The sequence below is a fragment of the Guyparkeria sp. SB14A genome, assembly GCF_005096345.1.
GTDB classification, from domain to species: Bacteria; Pseudomonadota; Gammaproteobacteria; order Halothiobacillales; family Halothiobacillaceae; genus Guyparkeria; species Guyparkeria hydrothermalis.
On sequence record NZ_SWAW01000026.1, the window covers coordinates 1 to 21,645 of the forward strand.

The following is a 21,645-nucleotide window of genomic DNA, read 5'->3' on the forward strand; positions in this document are numbered from 1 at the left end:
CGACCCCCGTCCGGCCGCCGCGGCACTCCGCTTGACGCGGACCTGGCGGGCGTCGAACGCGCAGTCGAACGCCTCGGCCTGTTCGCGGGCGACCTCGGCCCACGCGGGGGCATCGGGGTGCAGGCCGTGATCGACATGGATCACCGACAGGCGGGCAAATCGTCCTTGCTCGCGCCATTGCGACAGGCGCGTCAGGGCGCCGAGGGAATCGCGCCCGCCGGAGCTGGCGAGCAGGACGTGGGCGGCCGGATCGGGGGCCACCGGGCGCGGCATGCCGTCCGGGCCGACCACCGTGCCCGGCGCGAAATCAGCGTTCGGTGAACTCACCGTAGCTCATCAGGCGCTCGTAGCGCCGCTCGAGCAGCGCCTGGGTGGGTCGGTCGATCTGGGCGAGCACCGCCTTCTTGAGGCTGCTCTTGAGCGAGCGGGCCATGGCCGGCACGTCGCGGTGCGCGCCGCCACAGGGCTCGGGGATGATCTCGTCGATCAGGCCCAGGCTCTTGAGCCGGTCGGCGGTGACGCCCAGCGCCTCGGCGGCTTCCGGGGCCTTCTCGGCGCTCTTGTAGAGGATCGAGGCGCAGCCCTCCGGGGAGATCACCGAGTAGGTGCTGTACTGGAGCATCATCACGTGGTCGCCCACGCCGATGGCCAGCGCGCCACCGGAGCCGCCCTCGCCGATCACCGTGACGATGATCGGGGTCTCGAGCTCGGCCATCACGTAGAGGTTGCGGGCGATCGCCTCGCTCTGGCCGCGCGCCTCGGCGTCGATGCCCGGGTAGGCGCCCGGGGTGTCGATGAAGGTCAGGACCGGCAGGCCGAACTTCTCGGCCAGCTCCATCAGGCGCTTGGCCTTGCGGTAGCCCTCCGGACGCGGCATGCCGAAGTTGCGGCGGATCTTCTCCTTGGTGTCCCGACCCTTCTGCTGGCCGATCACCATCACCGGCAGGCCGTCGAGGCGCGCCATGCCGCCGATGATCGCCGGGTCGTCGCCGAAGGCACGATCGCCGTGCAGTTCGCGGAAGTCGGTGAACACCCGCTGGAGATAGTCGGTGAGGTAGGGACGCTGCGGGTGGCGCGCGAGCTGGTTGACCTGCCAGGCGCCGAGATTGGCGAAGATCGAGCGCGTCAGGTCCGTCGACTTGGTGCGCAGCCGCTCGATTTCCTCGTCGATGTCCAGGCCCTGGTCGTCGTCCATGAGCTGGAGCTCGCGGATCTTGGCCTCGAGTTCGGCGATCGGCTGTTCAAAGTCGAGATAGTTCGGATTCATAGACGGCTGCGCGGTGTGGGCGGGTAGTCGGTATACCGTCTCGCGGTCGGTACCGGGGCCGAAACAAACGCCCTGACGGTTCGGACCGGGCGGCGAGACAGACGCGTATTGTGCCGAAATTGCGCCCGCAGCGTAAATCCGGGGCGTTTCGGGTCGGTCAGCGGTCGCTTTCGTCGCTGGCCGGGTGCGGGGTGTGAACCGCGAGGTTGTCGATCAGGCGCACCTTGCCCAGCCTCGCGGCGACCAGCAGGCGCCCGTGCGGGACCAGGCGGGCCTGTTCCTCGAGACGCTCGTCGTCACAGTAGACCAGGTAGTCGACCACGAAGCCCTGCTGGGTCAGCCAGTGCCGGGCACCGGCGAGCGTCGCGGCCACCGTGTGACCACCGGCCAGCGACTCGGCGGCGCGCTTGAGGGCTCGGTGCACCGCCGGGGCCTGGCGACGCTGCTCGGGGTCGAGAAAGCGGTTGCGCGAGCTGATCGCCAGCCCATCGGGCTCGCGATGGGTGGGCTCGATGGCCAGCTCCACGTGCATGTCGAGGTCGGCCACCAGCCGCCGGATCACCGCGACCTGCTGGGCATCCTTTTCGCCGAACACGGCCACGTCCGGGCGCACCAGGTTGAACAGCTTGGTCACCACGGTGGCCACGCCGGTGAAGTGTCCCGGCCGGGCCGCCCCCTCGAGGCGCTCGCCCAGCGGGCCGGCATCGACGCGCACGATGTCCTGCTGGCCGTGCGGGTAGAGCACCGCCTCGGTGGGCAGGAAGACCGCCGCGACGCCGGCCTGCTCGAGAAGTTCGAGGTCGCGCTCCTCGGTACGCGGGTAGCGGGCGAGGTCGTCCGGGTCCTCGAACTGCAGCGGATTGACGAACACGCTCACGATCACGGCTTCGGCGCGCTGCTTGGCGTGATCGATCAGCGCCAGGTGGCCGGCGTGGAGGTTGCCCATCGTGGGCACGAAGCCCACGCGACGGGCATCGAACCCCTCCGATTCGCGCCAGTCGCGCAACGTCTCGATGTCGCGGATCACCTGCATCAGAAGCTTTCCTCGGCGGTGGGGAAGCGACGCGCGCGCACGGCCTCCACAAAAGCGGCAAATGCCCCGTGGATCGAGCCACCGTCGGCGAGGAAATCGCGGACGAAGCGCGGCGGCTTTTCGGTCAGCCCCAACATGTCGTGCATCACCAGCACCTGGCCGTCGGTATCGGCCCCGGCGCCAATGCCGATCACCGGCACGTCGACCGCCTCGGCCAGCGCGCGACCGAGCTCGCTCGGCACGCATTCGACCACCAGGAGATCGATGCCGGCGGCGACCAGGGCTTGGGCATCCTCGAGGATGCGGCGCGCATCGGCGGCCTCGCGGCCCTGCACCCGGTAGCCGCCCAGCTTGCGCACGCGCTGGGGCAGCAACCCGACGTGGCCGCAGACCGGCACGCCGCTGTCGGTCAGGGCACGCACGATCTCCACCTTCTCGGCACCGCCCTCGAGCTTGACCATGTCCGCGCCGCCCTCGCCCATCAGCACGCCGGCGGCGTCCAGCGCCCGCTCGACGGTGGCGTCACTGAGAAACGGCATGTCGGCGACCACCAGGGCATCCCCCACCCCGCGGCGGACCATGGCGGCGTGGTAGGCGACGTCCTCGACGGTGACCGCCAGGGTGTCACGCTGACCCTGGACCACCATGCCGAGCGAATCGCCCACCAGGAAGGCATCCACCCCGGCGGCAGCCGCGACGCGCGCGAAACCCGCGTCGTAGGCGGTCAGCATGGCGATGGGCTGGCGGTCGGTCTTGGCCTGACGCAATCGGGTACGGGTCATGACGACCTCCGCGTGGGGGTGGTGCGTGGGTGGCGCGGCGCGTCCGGCCGACGACTTGCCGCACTAGTGGCGCGCGGCTCGTCCGCCCGCCGCTGCCAGCGCATGGCGCGCAGGAACCGCAGCGGGTGATCGGCAACCGCCTCGAGCCAGCCGGCCAGGGCGGTGCCGTCGGGCAGGCGGGCGTCGGGGCGAATCTCGAGCCAGGGGGCGAGCACGAAGTGCCGGCGGGCGATTTCCGGGTGCGGCACGGTCAGCTCGGCCGTGTCGATCCGGCGATCGCCGAAGGCGAGGATGTCCAGGTCGAGCATGCGCTCGCCCCAGTGGCGCGTGTAGGAACGCCCCGCCGCGCTCTCCAGGCCCTTCAGGGCCCGCAGCAGCGCCTCCGGGGCCAAGGCTGTCTCGATCTCGGCCACGGCGTTGACGTAGTCGGGCTGGTCCTGCGGGCCGATCGGCGGGTTGGCGTACAGGCCGGAGACGGCGCGCACCTGGCACAAGGGCAGGCTGTCGATCGCCTCGACGGCACGCTCGATCTGGTCGACCGGGTCACCGAGGTTGGCCCCCAGGCCGATGGTCGCGACTTCCCGAACCATCATTCCCCCGCAATCAGCTGTTGGCGGACTGCGGCTTGCCACCCGGCTTGCGCCGGCGCGGGCGACGGCGGCGACGCTTCTTGCCGAAGTCCGAGGGCTGCAGCGCCTCGATCGGCGCCTCGTCGCGGCTGCCTCGCTCCGGGGCGTGACGACGCCAGAAGGTGCAGACCGACTCGTCGACCTCGTTGGTGCGCGAGCGCAGGCAGAGGAAGTCCACCGCCGCGCGGAACCACGGCGCCTCGGTCAGCGCGCGTTGTTCCTCGGTGAGCGTGTCCGCGTCCTTGCCCTTGCCCGGGGCGTTCGCGGCCGGGGCATGGCGCTCGAGGTCCGGCTGCAACGCCCAGATCGCGCGGATGATCTCGGCCAGGCGGCGCGGGATCATCAGGCGCCGGGCGGCGACGGCCAGCACCTCGTCGGCGGCCAGGACGAGCGCGTCCTCCATCGGCACGCGCTGGTGCATCCACTGGACGCGGTGGCGGCCCAGCATGCGCCAGAACAGGCCGGCGAACAGGAAGGCCGGGTTGACCGGCAGGTCCTTGGCGACCCGCTCGTCGGTGGCCTCGAGCACCGGCTCGATCAGCACCCAGTCGCTGGCCGGGTCGTTGGGCTCGATCCAGGTCGCGAGGCTGTCGAACAGGTACTCGAGCAGGCCGAGACGCTTGAGCTCGAGCACGGTCTGCCGGCCGGCGCCGCCTTGCAGCAGCTTGACGGTCTCGTCGAAAAGGCGCGCCGGGGAAATGTCGGCGAGCGTCTCGCGGCAATGCGCGATCGCCTGCTCGCTGTCGGGCGTGAGGTGGAAGCCGAGCTTGGCGGCGAAGCGTGCCGCGCGCAGCATCCGCACCGGGTCCTCGCGATAGCGGGCCTCCGGCTCGCCGATCACCCGCAGGCGACCGCTGTGGATGTCGGTCAGGCCCTCGACGTAGTCGACCAGCTCGCCGGAGGCGAAGTCGAGGTAGAGGGCGTTGCAGGCGAAATCGCGCCGCCAGACGTCCTCGTCGATGCTGCCGAAGACGTTGTCGCGCGTGATCATGCCGCCGTCGGCGCGCTTGACCTCGGCGGCGTCGCCGCCCCGGAAGGTGGTCACCTCGATCAGCTCGTCGCGGAAGACCACGTGGACGATCTTGAAGCGCCGGCCGATGATCCGCGCGCGCTTGAACAGGCGCTTGACCTCTTCGGGGCGCGCGTCGGTGACCACGTCGAAGTCCTTGGGGCTGCGCCCGCGCAAGAGATCCCGCACGCAACCGCCGACGGCGTAGGCCTCGAAGCCGGCCTCGTGCAGTCGCTCAAGGACGAACCGGGCGTTGTCGCTCAGGTCGTTGATCGAGATGCCGTGGGTCTCGGCGGGTATTCGGGTCTGGGTTGCTGTCACGTTGTCCGTCAAAACGGTCTGCCATTGCTCGCCGTGGCCGGCGTCGCCCCACATTCGGGCGGCCAGCGGGCCGGTCGCGTCACATCAACGCACCGACAGGCCACGGGTGGATTATGGAACCTCTGTACGGATTGCAGCGCCACGCCGGGGGTACCGGGGGAAGTGCCATTCGTGCAGAGGCTCCTTGAGAAAACCGGAGTCTATCACTATGGCCCTGATCTCGTGATCCACCGCCCCGGCCGGCCGCGATCGCCTCGCGCGCGCCCGCAGGATAAACACGTGCGACCCACCGCAAATCGCGTGCTGTCGCGGCTTTCGCGGCATCGATCGGCCGTTGATCGGAAACTTCTATGCTAGGATTTTCGGCTGATTGCGTCCGTTGCTTGACGGCCGCAGGCCCCCATTCACCCGCATAAGGACGGTGTTCGTGAACCCGATCGAACTCTTGGCCGCAGTCGTCTTGCTGCCGTTCCTGGCCGCCCCGGTGGCGGCCTGGAGCGCCCGCATCAATCGCTACGCGGCCGCCTGGGTGGCCGGTGGCGCGACGCTGCTCGCGCTGGCGCTGTTCGCCTGGCTGGTCGCCGGGCACATCGGCCAGATGCCGGTGGCCACCTCGCACGCCTGGATCGAGGCCGCGGGCCTGACGTTCGGTTTCCGCCTCGACGGCCTGTCGCTGTTGTTCACCGGCCTGATCTTGGTGATCGGCCTGCTGATCGTCATCTACGCCCGCTACTACCTCTCGCCCAACGACTCGATGGGGCGCTTCTTCGCCTACATGATGATGTTCATGGGCGCGATGCTGGGCGTGGTGCTCTCCGAGAACATGATCAACCTGGTCATCTTCTGGGAGCTGACCTCGCTGGCCTCCTTCCTGCTGATCAGCTACTGGCAGCATCGCAAGGAGGCCCGCTACGGCGCGCGTCTCGCGCTGGCGATCACCGGGGCCGGCGGGCTGGCCCTGCTCGGCGGGGTGCTGATCCTCGGCCACATCGTCGGCTCCTACGAGCTGACCGACGTGCTGGCCAACGGCGAGCTGATCAAGAACCATGAGCTCTACGCCCCGGCACTGATCCTGATCCTGCTGGGCGTGTTCACGAAATCCGCGCAGTTCCCGTTCCACTTCTGGCTGCCCAACGCCATGGCCGCGCCGACGCCGGTCTCGGCCTACCTGCACTCGGCGACGATGGTGAAGGCCGGCATCTTCCTGCTGGCGCGCTTCTTCCCGGCGCTGGCCGGCACGGAGCTGTGGGTGATCATCGTCTCCACCGCGGGCCTGATCACGTTCCTGCTGGGCGCCTACACGGCCCTGTTCCGCCATGACCTCAAGGGACTGCTGGCCTACTCGACCATCAGTCATCTGGGCCTGATCACGCTGCTGTTCGGCTTCGGCACGCCGCTGGCCGCCGTGGCGGGCATCTTCCACATCATCAACCACGCCACCTTCAAGGCCAGCCTGTTCATGGTCGCCGGCATCGTCGACCACGAGACCGGCACCCGCGACATGCGCCGCCTGGGCGGGCTGGTCAAGTACATGCCGCACACGGCGGCACTGGGCATGATCGCGGCGATGGCGATGGCCGGCGTGCCGCTGTTCAACGGCTTTCTCTCCAAGGAGATGTTCTTCACCGAGTCGGTGCGCGTCGCTGGCGACATCGGCCCGGTCTGGCTGCTGCCGATCCTGGTCTCGCTGGGTGGCCTGTTGTCGGTGGCCTACTCCCTGCGCTTCGTGCACGACACCTTCTTCGGCAAGCCCGACGGCGACCTGCCGAAGAAACCCCACGAGCCGCCCGGCATGATGAAGCGTCCGGTCGACCTGCTGGTGGTGCTGTGTCTCGCCGTGGGCATCCTGCCGGCGCTGGTGGTCGGCCCGCTGCTGCACATCGCCGTGACCGGGGTGCTGCAGACCGAGCCGCCCTACTACAGCCTGTCGCTGTGGCACGGCTTCAACCTGCCGCTGCTGATGAGCGCCGTCGCCCTGATCGGCGGCCTGCTGGTCTACCTCAACCGTGCGCCGATCTTCCGCTGGCATGCCCGTTCAATGGCGCACCTCGACGCGCGCACGGTCTACAACCGCAGCATGGAACTGCTGATGCGCACTGGGGCAGGCGTCACGGGCGTGCTGGACAACGGTCGGCTGGGCCGGATCGTGATCCTGACGCTGATCTTCTCGCTGATGGCCGGACTGGTCGGCTACGTCCAGACGGCCAGCTTGCCGGGCGTGCAGGCGGCCCTGGACCGTGGCGCGATCGAGGACAGCGGCGACTGGGTGACCTGGCTGGGCATGTTGCTGATCGTCATCGCCACCCTGGTCACGGTGATCGGTCACCGCCAGCGCCTGTTCGCGCTGATCGCCATGAGCGTGGTCGGACTGGGCGTGGCGATGATCTTCGCGCGGTTCTCGGCGCCGGATCTCGCCATGACGCAACTGTCGGTCGAGGTGGTGACCATGATCCTCCTGCTGCTGGCACTGTTCTACCTGCCGCAGCAGAGCCGCCGGCTCTCCTCGCCCAGCCGCCGCTGGCGCGATGCCGGGATCGCAACGATCATCGGCGGCGGCATCGCGACGCTGACCTACGCGATCATCAGCCGGCCGTTCGAGACGATTTCGGGTTACTTCCTGGATCATTCGGTGCCCGGCGGCGGTGGCCACAACGTGGTCAACGTCATCCTGGTCGACTTCCGGGGATACGACACCTTCGGCGAGATCACGGTGCTGGCCCTGGCGGCGCTGGGCATCTTTGCCATGCTGCACAACCTGTCGCTGCCCTCCTCGCGACGCGACCCGTTCGGGCGCGCCTGGAGCGACGACCCGCACCCGCTGATGCTGCGCACCTTCGCGCAGATCATCCTGCCATTGACCCTGCTGTTCGGCATCTACGTGTTCCTGCGCGGACACAACGAGCCGGGCGGCGGCTTTATCGCCGGGCTGATCGTGGCCAGTGCCCTGGTCGCGCAGTACATGGCCAACGGTATCGAGGCGGCCGAACGCCGGCTCCAGTTGCCGATCCACGGCATCATCGGGGCGGGCCTGCTGATCGCGCTGGGCACCGGACTGGTTTCCATGGTCTTCGGCGTGCCGTTCCTGACCTCCGCGTTCACGCACCTGGATCTGCCGGTGATCGGTGACATCGAGATCGCCTCGGCGATCGCCTTCGACCTGGGCGTGTTCCTGGTGGTGGTCGGCTCGACCATGCTGATCCTGCTCAACCTGGGCCGGCTGACCGACCACGCCATCGAACATCCCGACTACGCATCCATCGAGGCAAGCCCCGTGGGCGGCGAGAGCCGCGGGGGGAGAGACGCATGACCAACCTGGCCATTTCCCTGCTGATCGGCGTGCTCACCGGCGCCGGCGTGTACCTGGTGCTGCGCGCCCAGACCTTCCCGGTGGTGCTGGGGCTGACCCTGATGTCCTACGGGGTCAATCTGTTCCTGTTCACCATGGGCCGGCTGCACACCGCCGCCCCGGCCGTGGTGGGCGCAACCGAGCAATCGGCCGATGCCCTGCCCCAGGCGCTGGTGCTGACGGCCATCGTGATCGCGTTCGCCATGACCGCCTTCGTGATCGTGCTGGCACTGAAGGCCCGGGCCGCGCTCGGCAATGACCATGTCGACGGCACGCACATCCCGCAGGCCGACCGGGTGATCGATCGCCGCAAGGAGCCGCGCGCATGACCGACAACCTGATTTCCCTGCTGGTCTTCCTGCCGGTCGCCCTGGCGGCGATCCTCGCCATGACCGGGCAGCGCGCCCCGGCGCTCTCGCGGGCCATCAGCCTCGCCGGCGCGGCCACGTTGCTGATCGTCAGCGCCTGGCTGCTGCTGGGCGGATTCGGCAACACCGCACAGGTCATCGAGCTCGGTGGCTGGTCGGCGCCGTTCGGCATCGTGCTGGTGTTCGATCGGCTCTCGGGGCTGATGGTCGTGCTCACCTCGATCGTCGCGGTGCTCTCGCTGCTCTATGCCGTGCGTCGCGACGAGGATTCGGCCGGGCCGCACTTCCACGCCCTGTTCCAGGCGCAGCTGTTCGGCCTGAACGGCGCGTTCCTGACCGGCGACCTGTTCAACCTGTTCGTGTTCTTCGAGGTTCTGCTGCTGGCCTCCTACGGCCTGCTGCTGCACGGCGACGGTCGCAAGCGGACCCGGGCGGGTTTCCATTACGTGGTGGTCAACCTGATCGGGTCGACGCTGTTCCTGTTCGCCGTCGGCGCGCTCTACGGCACGGTCGGCAGCCTGAATCTCGCCGACATCACGCTCAAGCTTCCGCAAGTCGCCCCGGACGCGGTGCCGATCGTCACCACGGCGATCTTCCTGCTGTTCGTGGTGTTCCTGATCAAGGGCGCGGCCTTCCCGCTGTATCTCTGGCTGCCGGGGGCCTACGGCTACGCCTCGATCCCGGTGGCCGCCCTGTTCGCGATCATGACCAAGGTGGGCCTGTACTCGGTGCTGCGGGTCGATTCGGTCATGCTCTCGGGCAATACCATCGGCGGGCTGGTCGAGACCACCGCGCTGATCGCCCCCTGGCTGTTGTGGCTGGGGCTGATCACCCTGCTGCTCGCCGCCCTGGGCGTGGTGGCCGGACGGTTCCTGCGCCGGCAGATTGCCTACCTGATCGTCGCCTCGGTGGGCACGATCCTGATCGCCCTGGGCCTGGTCACCGGTTCCGAGCGCGAACTGGCCATCAGCGGCGCGCTGTATTACTGGATCCACACCACGGTGCTCAGCGCCGGGTTCTTCCTGCTGGCCGGGCTGTTGATCCGCCATCGTCCCGAGGCCGGCGACGGCATCGAGGCCGCCCCGCCCATGCCGCATGCCGTGCTGGTAGGCTCGCTGTTCTTCGCCTACGCGATCGCCATGGCCGGCTTGCCGCCTCTGACCGGCTTCTTCGGCAAGGTGATGATCCTCGCCGCGGCACTCGACAGTCCGCTGATGGCCCCGATCTTCGCGGTGGTGCTGACCAGCGGGTTGATCATGGTGATCGCCCTGGCGCGCGCCGGCAGCCGGCTGTTCTACCAGTCGCAGGCCACGCCGGGCCACCCGGCGCACGCCATGCCGCGGGGTGCGCGCACGGCCCTGCCGGGGCTGGCGCTGACCATCGCGCCGCTGGCCGTCGCCACGGTCATGGTCGTGGGTGCCCAGCCGCTGTCCGACTGGCTCGATGGGACCGCCCAGCAGATCACGACGCCGTCGGGCTACCTGGACGCGGTGATGCCGGATGGCATCCTGTCGCCGGAGACCGCGCCCGGCAAACTGGGCCAGGAGTACGAGGGAGGTAAACACTAATGCGCCGCATCCTGCCTCAACCCCTGCTGAGCCTCGTGCTGCTGGTCAGCTGGCTGGTGATCAACAACAGCATCCACCCCGGCTCGATCGTCATGGGCGCGATCGTCGCCCTGGTGATCCCCTGGATCACGCATCGCTTCTGGGAGATTCGCGCCGGGGTGAAAAGCCCCGTCGCCCTGCTGGGCTACCTCGGCATCGTGGTGATCGACATCATCCGCGCCAACTTCGTGGTTGCCCGCCAGGTGCTGGGCCCCAACCGCGCGTTGCGCTCGCAGCTGTTCGAGATGGAACTCGACCTCGAGGGCGCGCTGCCGGTGAGCATCCTGGCCGCGACCATCACGCTCACGCCGGGCACGGTCTCCTGCCGCATCAGCCCCGATCAGAGTCGCCTGTGGGTGCATGCCCTGCACGCCGACGACGTCGCCGAGGAGATCGCCGAGATCAAGCAGCGCTACGAGTCGCGCCTGATGCGGATCTTCGGCCAGACCGACCAGCGCACCGCGCGTTCCTCATCAACCCCGGGGACGGAATCATGATCCACGTCAGTCTCGGCATTGCCCTGGTCCTGATCGTCATCGCGATGGGACTCGCCACCTACCGCCTGTTCAAGGGCCCCGACCAGACCGACCGGGTGCTGGCACTCGACACCATGTCGATCAACGCGATCGCCCTGCTGATCGCCCTGGGCATCTGGTTCGAGACCTCGATCAACTTCGAGGCCGCGCTCCTGATCGCCGTGCTGGGGTTCATCACCACGGTGGCCTTGAGCAAGTACCTGATTCGCGGCGACATCGTCGAATAGCCCGGAGGCCATCATGCTTTTCGAACTCATCGTCAGTTTCCTGATCCTGTTCGGCGCCGCGTTCGTGCTGCTGGGCTCGCTGGGCCTGGCCAAGCTGCCGAGCTTCTTCATGCGCCTGCACGGCCCGACGAAGGCCTCCACGCTGGGCGTGGGCAGCATCCTGCTCGCCTCGGCGGTGTACTTCTCCAGCCGCGGCAGCCTCTCGGTCCACGAGATCCTGATCCTGGTCTTCCTGTTCCTGACCGCGCCGATCAGCGCCCTCTTGATGGCGCGCGCGGGCATCCACCGCGAACTGCCGGGTGACAACCCCCGCTTCGGTGACAACGATCGGGACGGTGACAAGGACTAGATTCATCTCGTAGCCGCCCGGAACCGAAAACACCCCGTGTCGATCGCCTCGACGCGGGGTGTTTTCGTTTGGACGGCGCTGGCTGGCGTTGACCCGAATCAGTCGACCGTGCAGCAAACCCGATGCAACCGCTCGATGGCCTCGAGCAGACCGGGGGTCATCTCCCAGCGATCCTGGCTGATGTAGAGGCGTACCGCGACGATGCCGGGCTCGCCGATCGGCTCGGGCAGCATTACGACGCTGTGGCCGACGGCGTTGATCACCGCGGGGTGGCCATCGCCGGCCTCCGCCGGCTCGGCGGCATCGCTGTGCACCCAGCGCCCCTCGCCGCTCACCAGCACCCGTCCGAGCTCGTCGGCCAGCGGCCGGAGCAGTGCCTGGTGATGGCGCAGACTCTCGGGGAGATGCGCCTCGAGATACGCGATCAACGCGGCGCGATCGTGGATCTCGGCGGCGGCGAGCGAGATCGTGCGCACGTCGAAGAACGGACTGGCCGGCTGCTCGGCCAACGTGGCGCCGAGTGATTGGCGTTCGGCCGGTGACACCGAGGCGCAGCGCGAGGTCAGATGGTCGATCTGCGCCCGCAAGGCGATGTCGTCCGTGGCGCGCGCCGGACGCAGCATGCCGATCATCCGCTCCGGCCGCCCCTCGCCGTCACGCAGGACGCGCAGCTCGAGCCACATCGGGCCGACGGCCTCCGCGCCGGGCAGGCGCCCCTCCAGCGCCAGCCGGTCGACCGCCCCGCGGGCGAAATACGCCGGCAACGCCGTTTCCGGATCACCGGCGAGCGGCGAGGCGGGGTCCGTGGGTTCGAACAGGTCAAAGAGCGCGCTGCCGACCAGGTCCTCGCGCGCCCGGCCGAACCATTCGGCCGCCTGGCGGTTGGCAACGATCACCTGCAACCGCCTCGGGTCGATCTCGATCAGGCCCAATGACGGCATCTCGAGCCAGGCGTGGTGCCAGAACTCGCGCTCGCGCAGGATGTCCGCGCTGCGGGCACGGTAGCGCCCGCGCAGAAAGCGCCAGAGGAACAGCAGGGCCGCGAACAGGCCCAGCGTCGAGAGCAGCGCCGTCAGGCTGAGCCACTTTTCCAGCTGGTCGACCGGCGCGAGCACGTCGCGGCGATCCTGGAGCACCAGCAGGCGGGCCGACAGGCGGGGCAACTCGACCGTCGCGTAGACCCGATCGGCGCCCTCGATGCGGGTCACGCCCTCTTCGGCGTCCGGGTCGCCCTCGATCTCCGACAGCCCGACGCGGATCCGATCGACGATGCCCGACGGGGTCTCGGCAACCGTCGAGGATTCCTGTCTCGGATCGAGGACCAGCATGGGCCAGAAGCTCGAGCCACTGCCGGGATCGGCCGGGGCGTTGATCAGCAGGGTGCGCAGCCCCTCGGCGGCACGCACGCGCCGCCCGTCGCTCTCGGCATCGGCCAACAGGCTCTCGGTATTCAACCGCGTCCAGAGCAACAGGTACCACGGACCGCGGGAGACCGCGGTGCGCTCGTCGTAGATGGGCAGGATCCAGAACAGGTCGACGCCACCGCGGCCGCGGGTGAAGCGGGTCACGGTGTGCACGTCGCCGGTGACCGCCGCCTGGTCGAACTGCAGCATGTCCGGTGGCACGACGTTGGTCGCCCCCGTCTGCAGCTGCGGGTTGCGGTCGGGGTCGAGCAAGGTGATTGAGCGGAACCGGCTGAGCAGGCTGCCGCGACGCAGGTCATCGGGGAACCCGTCGACCTCGCCCTCGTCCAGTCTCGTCACCCAGGCCTGGAGCCACTCGCTGCGCTGGGCCAGCGCGTCGACCTGCTGGTCACGCTCCTCGACCCAGTTCTCCAGCTCGATGGCGCGGATGGCGGCGAGGTTGGCGACCTCGCGCTGCGCCTTGTCGAGCAGCAGCGGGGCGTACTGGCGAGCGGCGACCGCGGCGATGAAGATCTGCATCACGGCGATCAGCACCAGGGCGACCAGCATGGCGGTCAGCCAGCCCTGGCGGGGGCGGGCACGCTCGTGACCGAAATCGACCACCCCCTGGCGTGCGGCGGTCAGACGGTCGACCAGCACGTAGAGCATCGCGCCGGTGACCAGCACGAAGATCTCGCCGAACACCAGGCCGGCGGTGGAGATTTCCCAGTGGGCACCACCCAGTCGGCCGAGCAGCCACTGGGTCACCCAGATCCACAACGAGGCCAGCAACAGGTAGGCGACCGTGATCGGCAATGCCGGTCGCATGGCCCCGATCTTCATATCAGGCGCCGATCCGGTCCCGGAAGGCGTTGAGGCGCTGGATGCTGCGCACGCGCCCCATCAACTCGAGGATAACGCCGAAGCTGGGCGAGGAGGTGTGCCCCAGCAAGGCGAGGCGCAACACCGGCCCGACCTTGCCGAGCTTGAGATCGAGCGTCTTGGCGACGCCCTTGACCGCCGCCTCGAGGGTGTCGGCGCTCTCCCAGACCGCGTCATCCTCGAGGGCGACGATCAGCGCGTCGACCACCATCGCGGCCGAGGCGTCCAGCTTCGCCATCGCGGCGGGATCGGGCTCGACGGCGTCCTGGTAGAAGGGTTTGGCCTGCTCGGCCATCTCGACCAGGGTGTGTACCCGGTCGACGTAGGCCGGGACGATCGACGCGGGCTTGGGGCCGAGCTCGTCCGGGTCGATGCCCAACTGGCCAAGGTGCCAGCGTAGCTCGGCGGCGACGTCGGCGACCGGCAGCTCGCGCATGTAGTGCTGGTTGAGCCAGCGCAGCTTCTCGGGGTTGATACTCGAGGCCGAGTGGTTGACGTCCTTGAGGTCGAACAGCTGGACCAGCTCGGCACGCGAGAAGATCTCCTCGTCGCCGTGCGACCAACCCAGGCGCACCAGGTAGTTGAGCAACGCCTCGGGCAGGAACCCGTCGTGGCGATACTGGACCACGCTGACCGCGCCGTGGCGCTTGGAGAGCTTCGCCCCGTCCGGGCCGTGGATCATCGGCAGGTGCGCGAACGCCGGCGGCTCGACGCCCAGCGCCCGGTACAGGTTGATCTGGCGCGGGGTGTTGTTGAGGTGGTCGTCACCGCGCACGACGTGCGTGATCCGCATGTCCATGTCGTCGACCACTACGGTGAGGTTGTAGGTCGGGGTGCCGTCGCCGCGGGCGATGATCAGGTCGTCGAGCTCGTCGTTGCGGAAGGTCACCCGGCCGCGGATGGCGTCCTCGACCACCACCAGGCCGTCCAGCGGGTTCTTGAAGCGCACCACCGGCTTGATGCCCGCCGGCGGGGTGCCGGTGAAATCGCGGTAACGACGGTCGTAGCGAGGTTTCTCGCCGCGCTTCATCTGCGCCTCGCGCAGCTCGTCGAGCTCCTCGCGGGTGGCATAGCAGTAATACGCCTTGTCCTCGGCGAGCAACTGGTCGATCACCTCGCGGTACCGTTCCATGCGCTCGGTCTGGTAGAACGGCCCCTCGTCGTAGTCGAGCCCCAGCCAGGTCATGCCCTCGAGGATCGCGTTGACGGACTCGGCGGTGGACCGCTCGCGGTCGGTGTCCTCCACGCGCAGCACGAACTCGCCACCGTGACGGCGTGCGAACAGGTAACTGAACAGGGCCGTGCGGGCGCCGCCAATGTGCAGGTAGCCGGTGGGCGACGGGGCGAAGCGGGTGCGAACGGTCATCGATACCTCGTTGCGAGCGAAATGCGGCCTCCCTGCGCAGACGATCGGCAGGGACGGGTGCGGAAAACGTGGGTGAGGAGTATAGCGTTTTGCCGGCGGATGACTGAACCGCTGGCCCGACTACGCATCGCGTTGGCGAGGCAAGCCCCATGGCATGGCAATTGCTTCATGCAGCCCAACGACACCGATTCAATCCGGGGCAGCGAGGCGACCGCGCGCCCGGCGAACATCACCCTTGCCGACAGGCCAGCCACCATGCACCGATCCATTACCGATACCCGGGCCCGTAGCCAGACCGATCGCTGGGCAGAAAGCCTGGCAGACAGCCGGACCACGATGCCGGCACCCACCCGCCGACCACGCCGAGCCCTTGCCGTGCTGCCGGGCCTGATCGCGGCGGCCGCGATCATGGCCAGCGCACCCGCCCAGGCACAGCAGCCCAACGAGGCGTGCCCGGCATCGCATCGGATCGTGATCAGCGAGGCCCATGTCGGCCACGAACCGGGCGACGTCATCGGCCTGCCCGGGGCAATCGCGGAACGCCTGGCCGCTCGCCTCGAACAGGATGGCCAACAGGTGGTGGACGTCGTGCGACCGACCCGCAGCGGTGGCCTCGAGCCGGCCATGGACGCCTTCTCCCGTCACGGCGCCCCCTACTTCCTGCGGCTGGTCGCGCGCGACCTGGGTACCGAAGGACGCCCGTCGGGGATCGTGCTGTTGCCCGATCGCTTCGCCCCGCGGGCCGGTGAGCTGAGCGCCACGCTGGACGACGGGGCGCGCGGGGCGCGGCTGGACAGTTGGCAGATCGACCTATCTGCCGCCGACGGCAAGCCCTTCTCGCCCGAGGTGGCGGCCGACTCGGCGCGGTTCTGGGAAAGCGACTGGGGCCAGTCGATGGACGCGGCGATCGACACCCTGGCGGGCAACGTGCTCGACACCGTCGGCTGTCGCCCGCTGGTGGGCCGCGTTCTTTCGACCGAGGGCCGGGGTGGCAGCACGGACCTGCGGATCGACCTGGGCCGACGCGACGGCCTGTCGGCCGGCGACCGATTGCAGGTCATCGACCCGGGTATGCCGGCCGACTGGCTGGGCGTCAATCTCTTGACTCGCCCAGACCTGGAAACGACGGCCGGGCCGATCCGCGAGCCGCGTGCGTTGGGCGAGGCGCGGGTTTCCTACCTGGGAGAGCGTGACAGCACCCTGCGCTACCAGGGCGGTCACAGCGTGGAGAGTGGCGACCTGGTGCAGGTCACGCCGGGTCGCGACCGCCTCGAGCGCGTGCCGGACTAAGCCGCGAGGGCGGCACGCTCACGCGCCCCTCAGTCGAGCTGTTCACCCAAGCCCCGCGCCAGGTCGGCGATGATGTCCTGAGGGTCCTCGAGACCGACCGACAGCCGAATCAGGCCCTCGTCGATGCCCGCCTCGGCACGCGCCTCGGGACTCAGCCGGCCGTGGGTGGTGCTCGCCGGGTGGGTGATGGTGGTCTTGGTGTCGCCGAGGTTCGCGGTGATCGAGAGCATCCGGGTGCGGTTGATCACCTCCCAGGCCTTTTCGCGCCCGCCCTCGACCACGAACGAGACGATCGCCCCGGGGCCGGTCTGCTGCGCGGCGATGATCTCGGCCTGCGGGTGGTCGGCCAGCCCCGGAAAATGCACCCGGGCGACCCCTTCGTGGGCGACCAGCCAGTCGGCCACCTCGCGGGCATGGCGGCTGTGGGCCTCCATGCGCAGGTTCAGGGTCTCCAGGCCCTTGGCGAAGATCCAGGCATTGAACGGCGCCATGGTCGGTCCGCAGGTCCGCAGGAAACCGCGCACTTCCTTGCCGACGCGCTCGGCATCCCCCACGACCGCCCCACCGATGGCGCGCCCCTGCCCGTCGAGGAACTTGGTCGCCGAGTGGATGACGATGTCCGCGCCGAGGCTCACCGGGCGTTGCAGGGCCGGGGTGCAGAAGCAGTTGTCCACCACCAGTGCGGCATCGAACCGGTGGGCCAAGTCCGCCAGCCACCGGATGTCGGCGACCTCGGTGAGCGGGTTCGACGGCGTCTCGATGAACAGCAGGCGGGTGCGCTCGTTGACGGCGGCCTCCCACTGCGACCCGTCGGTCAGGTTCACCCAATGCACCACCAGGCCGAACTTGGCCAGGTACTTGTCGAACAGCACCTTGGTGGTGCCGAAGACCTGGCGGGCGATCACCACTTCGTCACCGGCCTCGCACAGGGCCATGAAGGTGGTCAGGATCGCGGCCATGCCCGAGGCGGTGGCGACGCAGTCCTCGCCGCCTTCCATCGCCGCCAGGCGCTCCTCGAAGATGCGCGTGGTGGGGTTGGTAAAACGGGCGTAGATGTTGCCGGGCTCGTCGCCGGCAAAGCGCGCCGCGGCCTGCTCGGCCGACTCGAAGGTGAAGCTCGAGGTGGTGAAGATCGGCTCGCCGTGCTCGCGCTCGGGCGTCGGGTGATGGCCGACGCGGATGGCCTGGGTCGCGAGCGACCAGTCGGGATCGGGGCGGCGGTGCGAATCGGTCATGGGCTATCCGTTGGGTGTCGTGAGGCCGCGCTCAGCGGGCGTTGAAGAAATGCCAGGCGAGGTTGTCGAACTCGGCGATCGCCGCGAGCAGGCGATCGGTCTCTTCCTCGAGCTCGGCGAACTGGTGCTCGGCCAACGGCGCCATCGAGCAGTTCTCCGGCGGCGTGCCGAACCGGTCGAGCAACTCGCGCATCTGCGGCAGGAATTTCCACTGCAGCCATTCCTCGAACGCCAGCGTGTCGAAGCAGAACGGGTTGGGGCTGGCCAGCGCCTGCTCGCTGGGGCGCTGATCCGACCAGAGCCCGGCCCGCTGCATCTCGTGGGCGATCTGGTCGAGCTGGCGCAGCATCATGTCGGTGCTGGGGCGAACGGTCTCCATCGGTCACGTCTCGTCAGGTCTGTTCAATGGACTCGCGATGAACCGGGCGGTTCGTCGTTCATGTCCGCACCGCCCTCGTCATCGGCCCAGAACAGGCGGTGCGGGATCAACTGGCCACGGCCGATCGCCGCGGCGTGCATCAGGGTCTGGTGGGTGTATTCGAGCCCTTCGTGGACGGCATTGACCGGGTCGCTGCCCTGCGCGATCAATCCGGCGATCGCCGAGGAGAGCGTGCAGCCCGAGCCGTGGAACTGGCCGGCCAAACGCTCGTAGACGAAGCGCCGCGGCGGCTCGACGCCGAACAGCCAATTCTCGACCTTCTCGCCCGGCTCGTCGCCGCCCTTGAGCAGCACGTACTCCGCCCCCAGCGCCGAGAGCATCTGGCCACGCTGGTCGCGGTTGGCGGCATCCGGCGCCAGCACCCGGGCCTCGTGGGCGTTGGGGGTGACGACGGTCGCTCGCGGGAAGAGATGCTCGGCGATCGCCGCGGCCACGGCGTTGTCGGCCAGCGACCCGCCGCCGCCGGCCACCAGCACCGGATCGAGCACCACCGGGATATCCGGGAAGCGTGCCAGCACGGAGGCGACCGCCTCGACCAGCTCGACGGTGCCAAGCATGCCGATCTTGATCGCGCCGACCGGCATGTCGTTTAGCACCGCCAGCGACTGGTCGATCACGAGCTTCGGGTCGCTGGCCACGAAGCCATGCACGTTGACCGTGTCCTGCACGGTCAACGCCGTGATCGCCGTGGCCGGGTGCACGCCCTGGCTGATGATCGCCTCGATGTCCGCGTGGATGCCGGCCCCGCCACTGGGATCGTGTCCGGCAATGGCCAGGACGACGGGAACCTCGGGGGCGTCGGTGAGCGTCGGTGTGGTTTCCATCTGGTGCTAAGCTCCCTCGCAGATAAGGCCGTGGCGGCAGCGGCGTCGTGATGGCGCCGGGCCGAGCATGATAACGCAGCCAGTGCCACACGCATTGATCCGGCGCGCCGCCGCGACCCCACCCGTCACCCGCCACGACAAGGACCCGGCCGTTCGATGATCCCCTTCACGCCCCGCCAATGGCTCAAACCGGTCACGCGCTGGATCTGGCACGACCGGCCCGCCAGTCGCCTCGGGCGCACGGCACAACGCCTGGTACGCGCCATGCTGAGCGTGATGTCGTCCGCCTCGCGCGGCGACCTGCAGCTCAACGCGATGAGCCTGTCCTACACCACCCTGCTGTCGATGGTGCCGCTGCTGGCCGTGACGTTCTCGGTCCTCAAGGCGTTCGGCTCGGCATCGGTGATCGAGCCGTTCCTGCTCTCGGTGATGGCGCCGCTGGGCGATGCCGCCGACGAGCTCACCCTGCGCATCCTGGATTTCGTCGACAACATCCGCGTCGGCGTGCTCGGGGCCGTGGGCGTCGCCCTGCTCTTCTATACCGTCATCGCCCTGATGCAGAAGATCGAGCGGGTGTTCAACCGCATCTGGAACGTCCACCAGATGCGCTCGATGTCGGCGCGATTCGCCAACTACCTGTCGGTGCTGATGGTGGGGCCGGTGTTGGTGATCGCCGCGGGCAGTCTCACCGCCACCCTGTTGGCCGCGCCCTGGATCAGCGACGTGGCGGAACTCTCGGTGCTGGCCACCGTGCTCAAGTGGCTGGGCTACCTGGTGCCGCTCGCGATCTGGACCGGCGCCTTCGCGTTTCTCTACCTGTTCATCCCCAACACGCGCGTCCGGCCCGGCTCGGCCCTGGTCGGCGGGCTGGTCGCGGCGGTGCTCTGGAACCTGCTGGGCCTGCTGTTCGGCGGGCTGATCGCCGGTTCGACCAGCTACACGGCCGTCTACTCGGCCTTCGCCTCGCTGGTGCTGTTCCTGGTCTGGCTGCAGATTGCCTGGATGATCGTGCTGGTTGGTGCGGGCATCAGCTACGCCTGGCAGCACAGCGACCGCCTGACCCTGGGCAAGCCCGCCCCGGTGCATCCGGCGACCCGGCTGGCTACCGCCATCGTGCTGCTCGACGAGATCGAGCGTCGCTTCGAGGCCGGCCAGACCCCGCCCGACCGGGACCGGCTGGCCGAGCGGGTCGACCCCTATCCCGAGCTCGCACCAGTCTGGATCGACCCCTTGCTGGAAAAACTGGTGGAGGCCGAACTGCTGCGCATTACCGAACCGAGCGACGCCACCTGTTTCCTGCCGGCACGGCCGGGCGAGCGCATCAGCCTCGCCGAGGTGGAACGGGCCATCGAGGGCGAGCCGGCGCGGCTGCCCCGCCCGCTGGTGGATGCCATCCCGGCCCTGGACCGATTCGCCCGGCGCCACCGGCAGTGGGAGGAGGATATCGGCGCGACCACGCTGGCCGCCGGTAGCGACTCGAGGGCGCCGGCCGAAGGCGCCGGCAACGGGGCGAATCAACCGGGCGCGGAGCCGCGCCAGTAGACGGTGTGCTCGCCGGCCGGATCGAGCCGGCGGGCGAACACGAACCAGGCATCGGACAGCCGGTTGAGGTAGGTGGCCAGCGCCGCGCGTTCGCCACCGCGTTCGGCGTCATCGACCTCGTGACACCACGCCCAGGCCAGCCGTTCGGCGCGACGGGTCCCCGTGCGCACCAGGTGCGCGCGCGCCATCGCCTCGGTGCCGCCGGGCAGGATGAATTCCTTGAGCGGCGGCAGCTCGCGATTGGCCGCCTCGATCCAGTCGTCCAGGCGATCGAGCGACGGCAACTGGCTCGCCGCGGCCATCTCGCCCATCGCGACGAAACCGCCCAGGTCGAATACCGCCTGCTGCTGCTCGCGCACGAACGACAGGGCATCGGGCTCGTCGGTCAGCGCGACACTCAGGCTGCCCAGGCGGGCATTGAGCTCGTCGAGTTCGCCCAGCAGCTCGATGGCGAGCGCCTCCTTGGCCAGGCGCTGCCCATCGGCCAGCCCCGTCTCGCCGCGATCGCCGCTGCGGGTCACCACCCGCGAGAGGCGATCACGACTGTCGTTCGAATCCGTCATGTCGGTCCGCCTCATCCCGGCTCGGGCTGCGCGCGGTACTCGTCGGCCGGCACGTCGGCGGGCCAGTCATGCGGCCGACCGGAGAGCACCTTGAGCGCAAAGGCGAGAATCGCGACCACCCCGTAGCCAAGCCCGGCGACCACGCCCAAGTCGACGATGCCGTGCCAGGGCTGGGGCAGGAAACCGACCAGGATCACCAGCAGCACCACCCCGGCAGTCACCGACAGGGAGACGATGCGACGCTTCCGGGTCGCGTGGATGTACCCCATGCAATACAGCGGCGCGAGGGCCACGTGCCAACCCACCGGATGGCGCGAGAGGTGCGCCGCGCGGGCGACCACCCGCGGCGAGAACCCCTTCTGAAACCCCTTGTAGCCTTCGCTGTAGACCATGAACACCATCCAGCCGACGAAGAAGGCCCAGTGCCACCAGGCCCAGGACGCGCCCCAGGCCTCGATGCCGTAGAACGACAGGCGATAGATGGCCCAGAGCAGCAACGCGCACAGGCCCAGCACGCCCCACAGGGCACCGACAATCCCCAGTGGTGTGGGCTGTGGCAACCCGGCTTGCGATGACTTCTCCACGTATCGATTCTCCCGGACGCCTGTCCGACTGGTGGTTCGTTGG

21 protein-coding genes are annotated in these 21,645 nt (G+C 68.9%); 8 read left to right on the forward strand and 13 right to left on the reverse strand.

The genetic code is table 11. From position 1 onward, the window contains the following. The 6 genes from FAZ79_RS09240 to pcnB all read right to left on the reverse strand — a co-directional run. The coding region (locus FAZ79_RS09240) for an ATP-binding protein (protein ID WP_282097237.1) at window positions 1–327 on the reverse strand (327 nt) is incomplete at its 3' end. Further along, window positions 308–1,267 (reverse strand): acetyl-CoA carboxylase carboxyltransferase subunit alpha, encoded by a 960-nt coding sequence (locus FAZ79_RS09245; protein WP_136867686.1) that lies wholly within the window; start codon window positions 1,265–1,267, stop codon window positions 308–310. The genes FAZ79_RS09245 and FAZ79_RS09240, both read right to left, overlap by 20 nt. Before the next feature lie 157 nt (window positions 1,268–1,424). After that, on the reverse strand, window positions 1,425–2,300 hold the full coding sequence (panC, locus tag FAZ79_RS09250) for a pantoate--beta-alanine ligase (RefSeq protein WP_136867687.1): 876 nt from the start codon (window positions 2,298–2,300) through the stop codon (window positions 1,425–1,427). Then, entirely contained in the window at window positions 2,300–3,082 is a 783-nt protein-coding gene (gene panB, locus FAZ79_RS09255) for a 3-methyl-2-oxobutanoate hydroxymethyltransferase (RefSeq protein WP_136867688.1), read from the reverse strand. Before panB ends, panC begins: the two co-directional genes overlap by 1 nt. Then, window positions 3,079–3,675 (reverse strand): 2-amino-4-hydroxy-6-hydroxymethyldihydropteridine diphosphokinase, encoded by a 597-nt coding sequence (folK, locus tag FAZ79_RS09260; protein ID WP_136867689.1) that lies wholly within the window; start codon window positions 3,673–3,675, stop codon window positions 3,079–3,081. Before folK ends, panB begins: the two co-directional genes overlap by 4 nt. A 10-nt stretch (window positions 3,676–3,685) precedes the next feature. After that, the gene (gene pcnB / locus FAZ79_RS09265) at window positions 3,686–5,041 is read right to left on the reverse strand and encodes a polynucleotide adenylyltransferase PcnB (protein WP_169303659.1); all 1,356 of its coding nucleotides are present in this window, start codon (window positions 5,039–5,041) and stop codon (window positions 3,686–3,688) included. A gap of 427 nt (window positions 5,042–5,468) precedes the next feature. Between pcnB and FAZ79_RS09270 the strand changes: the two genes are divergently transcribed. Genes FAZ79_RS09270 through FAZ79_RS09295 form a run of 6 tightly spaced genes read left to right on the forward strand, consistent with a single transcriptional unit; the run spans window position 5,469 to window position 11,474 of the window. Continuing rightward, window positions 5,469–8,348 (forward strand): monovalent cation/H+ antiporter subunit A, encoded by a 2,880-nt coding sequence (locus FAZ79_RS09270; protein WP_136867691.1) that lies wholly within the window; start codon window positions 5,469–5,471, stop codon window positions 8,346–8,348. Then, window positions 8,345–8,716 (forward strand): Na+/H+ antiporter subunit C, encoded by a 372-nt coding sequence (locus FAZ79_RS09275; protein WP_136867692.1) that lies wholly within the window; start codon window positions 8,345–8,347, stop codon window positions 8,714–8,716. Before FAZ79_RS09270 ends, FAZ79_RS09275 begins: the two co-directional genes overlap by 4 nt. Then, window positions 8,713–10,323 carry a monovalent cation/H+ antiporter subunit D gene (locus FAZ79_RS09280; RefSeq protein ID WP_136867693.1) on the forward strand — a complete coding sequence of 537 codons (1,611 nt, stop codon included), beginning with the start codon at window positions 8,713–8,715 and terminating at the stop codon, window positions 10,321–10,323. The genes FAZ79_RS09275 and FAZ79_RS09280 overlap by 4 nt, the downstream gene beginning before the upstream one ends. Then, window positions 10,323–10,859 carry a Na+/H+ antiporter subunit E gene (locus FAZ79_RS09285; protein WP_136867694.1) on the forward strand — a complete coding sequence of 179 codons (537 nt, stop codon included), beginning with the start codon at window positions 10,323–10,325 and terminating at the stop codon, window positions 10,857–10,859. Before FAZ79_RS09280 ends, FAZ79_RS09285 begins: the two co-directional genes overlap by 1 nt. Further along, window positions 10,856–11,125, forward strand: coding sequence for a K+/H+ antiporter subunit F (locus FAZ79_RS09290; protein ID WP_136867695.1), 270 nt, complete (start codon window positions 10,856–10,858; stop codon window positions 11,123–11,125). Before FAZ79_RS09285 ends, FAZ79_RS09290 begins: the two co-directional genes overlap by 4 nt. A gap of 13 nt (window positions 11,126–11,138) precedes the next feature. Continuing rightward, window positions 11,139–11,474: a Na+/H+ antiporter subunit G gene (locus FAZ79_RS09295; RefSeq protein ID WP_136867696.1), complete on the forward strand. Its 336-nt coding sequence runs from the start codon at window positions 11,139–11,141 to the stop codon at window positions 11,472–11,474. A gap of 98 nt (window positions 11,475–11,572) precedes the next feature. Here FAZ79_RS09295 and FAZ79_RS09300 read toward each other — a convergent pair whose 3' ends face one another. Together FAZ79_RS09300 and gltX are read right to left on the reverse strand one after the other, a co-directional pair. Continuing rightward, window positions 11,573–13,720 carry a hypothetical protein gene (locus tag FAZ79_RS09300; RefSeq protein ID WP_136867697.1) on the reverse strand — a complete coding sequence of 716 codons (2,148 nt, stop codon included), beginning with the start codon at window positions 13,718–13,720 and terminating at the stop codon, window positions 11,573–11,575. Window position 13,721: 1 nt separating this feature from the next. Further along, window positions 13,722–15,125 (reverse strand): glutamate--tRNA ligase, encoded by a 1,404-nt coding sequence (gene gltX / locus FAZ79_RS09305; protein ID WP_136867698.1) that lies wholly within the window; start codon window positions 15,123–15,125, stop codon window positions 13,722–13,724. Window positions 15,126–15,293: 168 nt separating this feature from the next. Between gltX and FAZ79_RS09310 the strand changes: the two genes are divergently transcribed. Then, window positions 15,294–16,415 carry a hypothetical protein gene (locus FAZ79_RS09310; protein WP_136867699.1) on the forward strand — a complete coding sequence of 374 codons (1,122 nt, stop codon included), beginning with the start codon at window positions 15,294–15,296 and terminating at the stop codon, window positions 16,413–16,415. A gap of 29 nt (window positions 16,416–16,444) precedes the next feature. Here the strand turns inward: FAZ79_RS09310 and FAZ79_RS09315 are convergent, their stop codons facing one another. Genes FAZ79_RS09315 through FAZ79_RS09325 form a run of 3 tightly spaced genes read right to left on the reverse strand, consistent with a single transcriptional unit; the run spans window position 16,445 to window position 18,913 of the window. Beyond that, window positions 16,445–17,650 (reverse strand): O-succinylhomoserine sulfhydrylase, encoded by a 1,206-nt coding sequence (locus FAZ79_RS09315; protein ID WP_136867700.1) that lies wholly within the window; start codon window positions 17,648–17,650, stop codon window positions 16,445–16,447. A gap of 31 nt (window positions 17,651–17,681) precedes the next feature. Beyond that, window positions 17,682–18,029 (reverse strand): YqcC family protein, encoded by a 348-nt coding sequence (locus tag FAZ79_RS09320; protein ID WP_136867701.1) that lies wholly within the window; start codon window positions 18,027–18,029, stop codon window positions 17,682–17,684. Window positions 18,030–18,052: 23 nt separating this feature from the next. Then, window positions 18,053–18,913 carry a hydroxymethylpyrimidine/phosphomethylpyrimidine kinase gene (locus tag FAZ79_RS09325; RefSeq protein ID WP_136867702.1) on the reverse strand — a complete coding sequence of 287 codons (861 nt, stop codon included), beginning with the start codon at window positions 18,911–18,913 and terminating at the stop codon, window positions 18,053–18,055. A 156-nt stretch (window positions 18,914–19,069) separates the two neighbouring features. Between FAZ79_RS09325 and FAZ79_RS09330 the strand changes: the two genes are divergently transcribed. Next, a complete protein-coding gene (locus tag FAZ79_RS09330; protein WP_136867703.1) occupies window positions 19,070–20,455 on the forward strand; it encodes a YihY/virulence factor BrkB family protein in 1,386 nt (461 codons plus the stop codon). Here FAZ79_RS09330 and FAZ79_RS09335 read toward each other — a convergent pair. Both FAZ79_RS09335 and FAZ79_RS09340 read right to left on the reverse strand, forming a co-directional pair. Continuing rightward, window positions 20,428–21,018: a cob(I)yrinic acid a,c-diamide adenosyltransferase gene (locus FAZ79_RS09335; RefSeq protein ID WP_136867704.1), complete on the reverse strand. Its 591-nt coding sequence runs from the start codon at window positions 21,016–21,018 to the stop codon at window positions 20,428–20,430. The genes FAZ79_RS09330 and FAZ79_RS09335 overlap by 28 nt on opposite strands. Before the next feature lie 11 nt (window positions 21,019–21,029). Continuing rightward, window positions 21,030–21,602 carry a hypothetical protein gene (locus tag FAZ79_RS09340; RefSeq protein WP_136867705.1) on the reverse strand — a complete coding sequence of 191 codons (573 nt, stop codon included), beginning with the start codon at window positions 21,600–21,602 and terminating at the stop codon, window positions 21,030–21,032. Window positions 21,603–21,645 lie beyond the last annotated feature (43 nt).

Coding starts and splice junctions, on each gene's coding strand:
- FAZ79_RS09325 (WP_136867702.1), bottom strand. CDS start 18,913: ATGGAAACCACACCGACGCTCACCGACGCCCCCGAGGTTCCCGTCGTC.
- FAZ79_RS09285 (WP_136867694.1), top strand. CDS start 10,323: ATGCGCCGCATCCTGCCTCAACCCCTGCTGAGCCTCGTGCTGCTGGTC.
- FAZ79_RS09295 (WP_136867696.1), top strand. CDS start 11,139: ATGCTTTTCGAACTCATCGTCAGTTTCCTGATCCTGTTCGGCGCCGCG.
- FAZ79_RS09245 (WP_136867686.1), bottom strand. CDS start 1,267: ATGAATCCGAACTATCTCGACTTTGAACAGCCGATCGCCGAACTCGAG.
- FAZ79_RS09310 (WP_136867699.1), top strand. CDS start 15,294: ATGCAGCCCAACGACACCGATTCAATCCGGGGCAGCGAGGCGACCGCG.
- panC (WP_136867687.1), bottom strand. CDS start 2,300: ATGCAGGTGATCCGCGACATCGAGACGTTGCGCGACTGGCGCGAATCG.
- FAZ79_RS09320 (WP_136867701.1), bottom strand. CDS start 18,029: ATGGAGACCGTTCGCCCCAGCACCGACATGATGCTGCGCCAGCTCGAC.
- FAZ79_RS09280 (WP_136867693.1), top strand. CDS start 8,713: ATGACCGACAACCTGATTTCCCTGCTGGTCTTCCTGCCGGTCGCCCTG.
- FAZ79_RS09335 (WP_136867704.1), bottom strand. CDS start 21,018: ATGACGGATTCGAACGACAGTCGTGATCGCCTCTCGCGGGTGGTGACC.
- gltX (WP_136867698.1), bottom strand. CDS start 15,125: ATGACCGTTCGCACCCGCTTCGCCCCGTCGCCCACCGGCTACCTGCAC.
- FAZ79_RS09290 (WP_136867695.1), top strand. CDS start 10,856: ATGATCCACGTCAGTCTCGGCATTGCCCTGGTCCTGATCGTCATCGCG.
- panB (WP_136867688.1), bottom strand. CDS start 3,082: ATGACCCGTACCCGATTGCGTCAGGCCAAGACCGACCGCCAGCCCATC.
- FAZ79_RS09330 (WP_136867703.1), top strand. CDS start 19,070: ATGATCCCCTTCACGCCCCGCCAATGGCTCAAACCGGTCACGCGCTGG.
- folK (WP_136867689.1), bottom strand. CDS start 3,675: ATGATGGTTCGGGAAGTCGCGACCATCGGCCTGGGGGCCAACCTCGGT.
- FAZ79_RS09275 (WP_136867692.1), top strand. CDS start 8,345: ATGACCAACCTGGCCATTTCCCTGCTGATCGGCGTGCTCACCGGCGCC.
- FAZ79_RS09300 (WP_136867697.1), bottom strand. CDS start 13,720: ATGAAGATCGGGGCCATGCGACCGGCATTGCCGATCACGGTCGCCTAC.
- FAZ79_RS09315 (WP_136867700.1), bottom strand. CDS start 17,650: ATGACCGATTCGCACCGCCGCCCCGATCCCGACTGGTCGCTCGCGACC.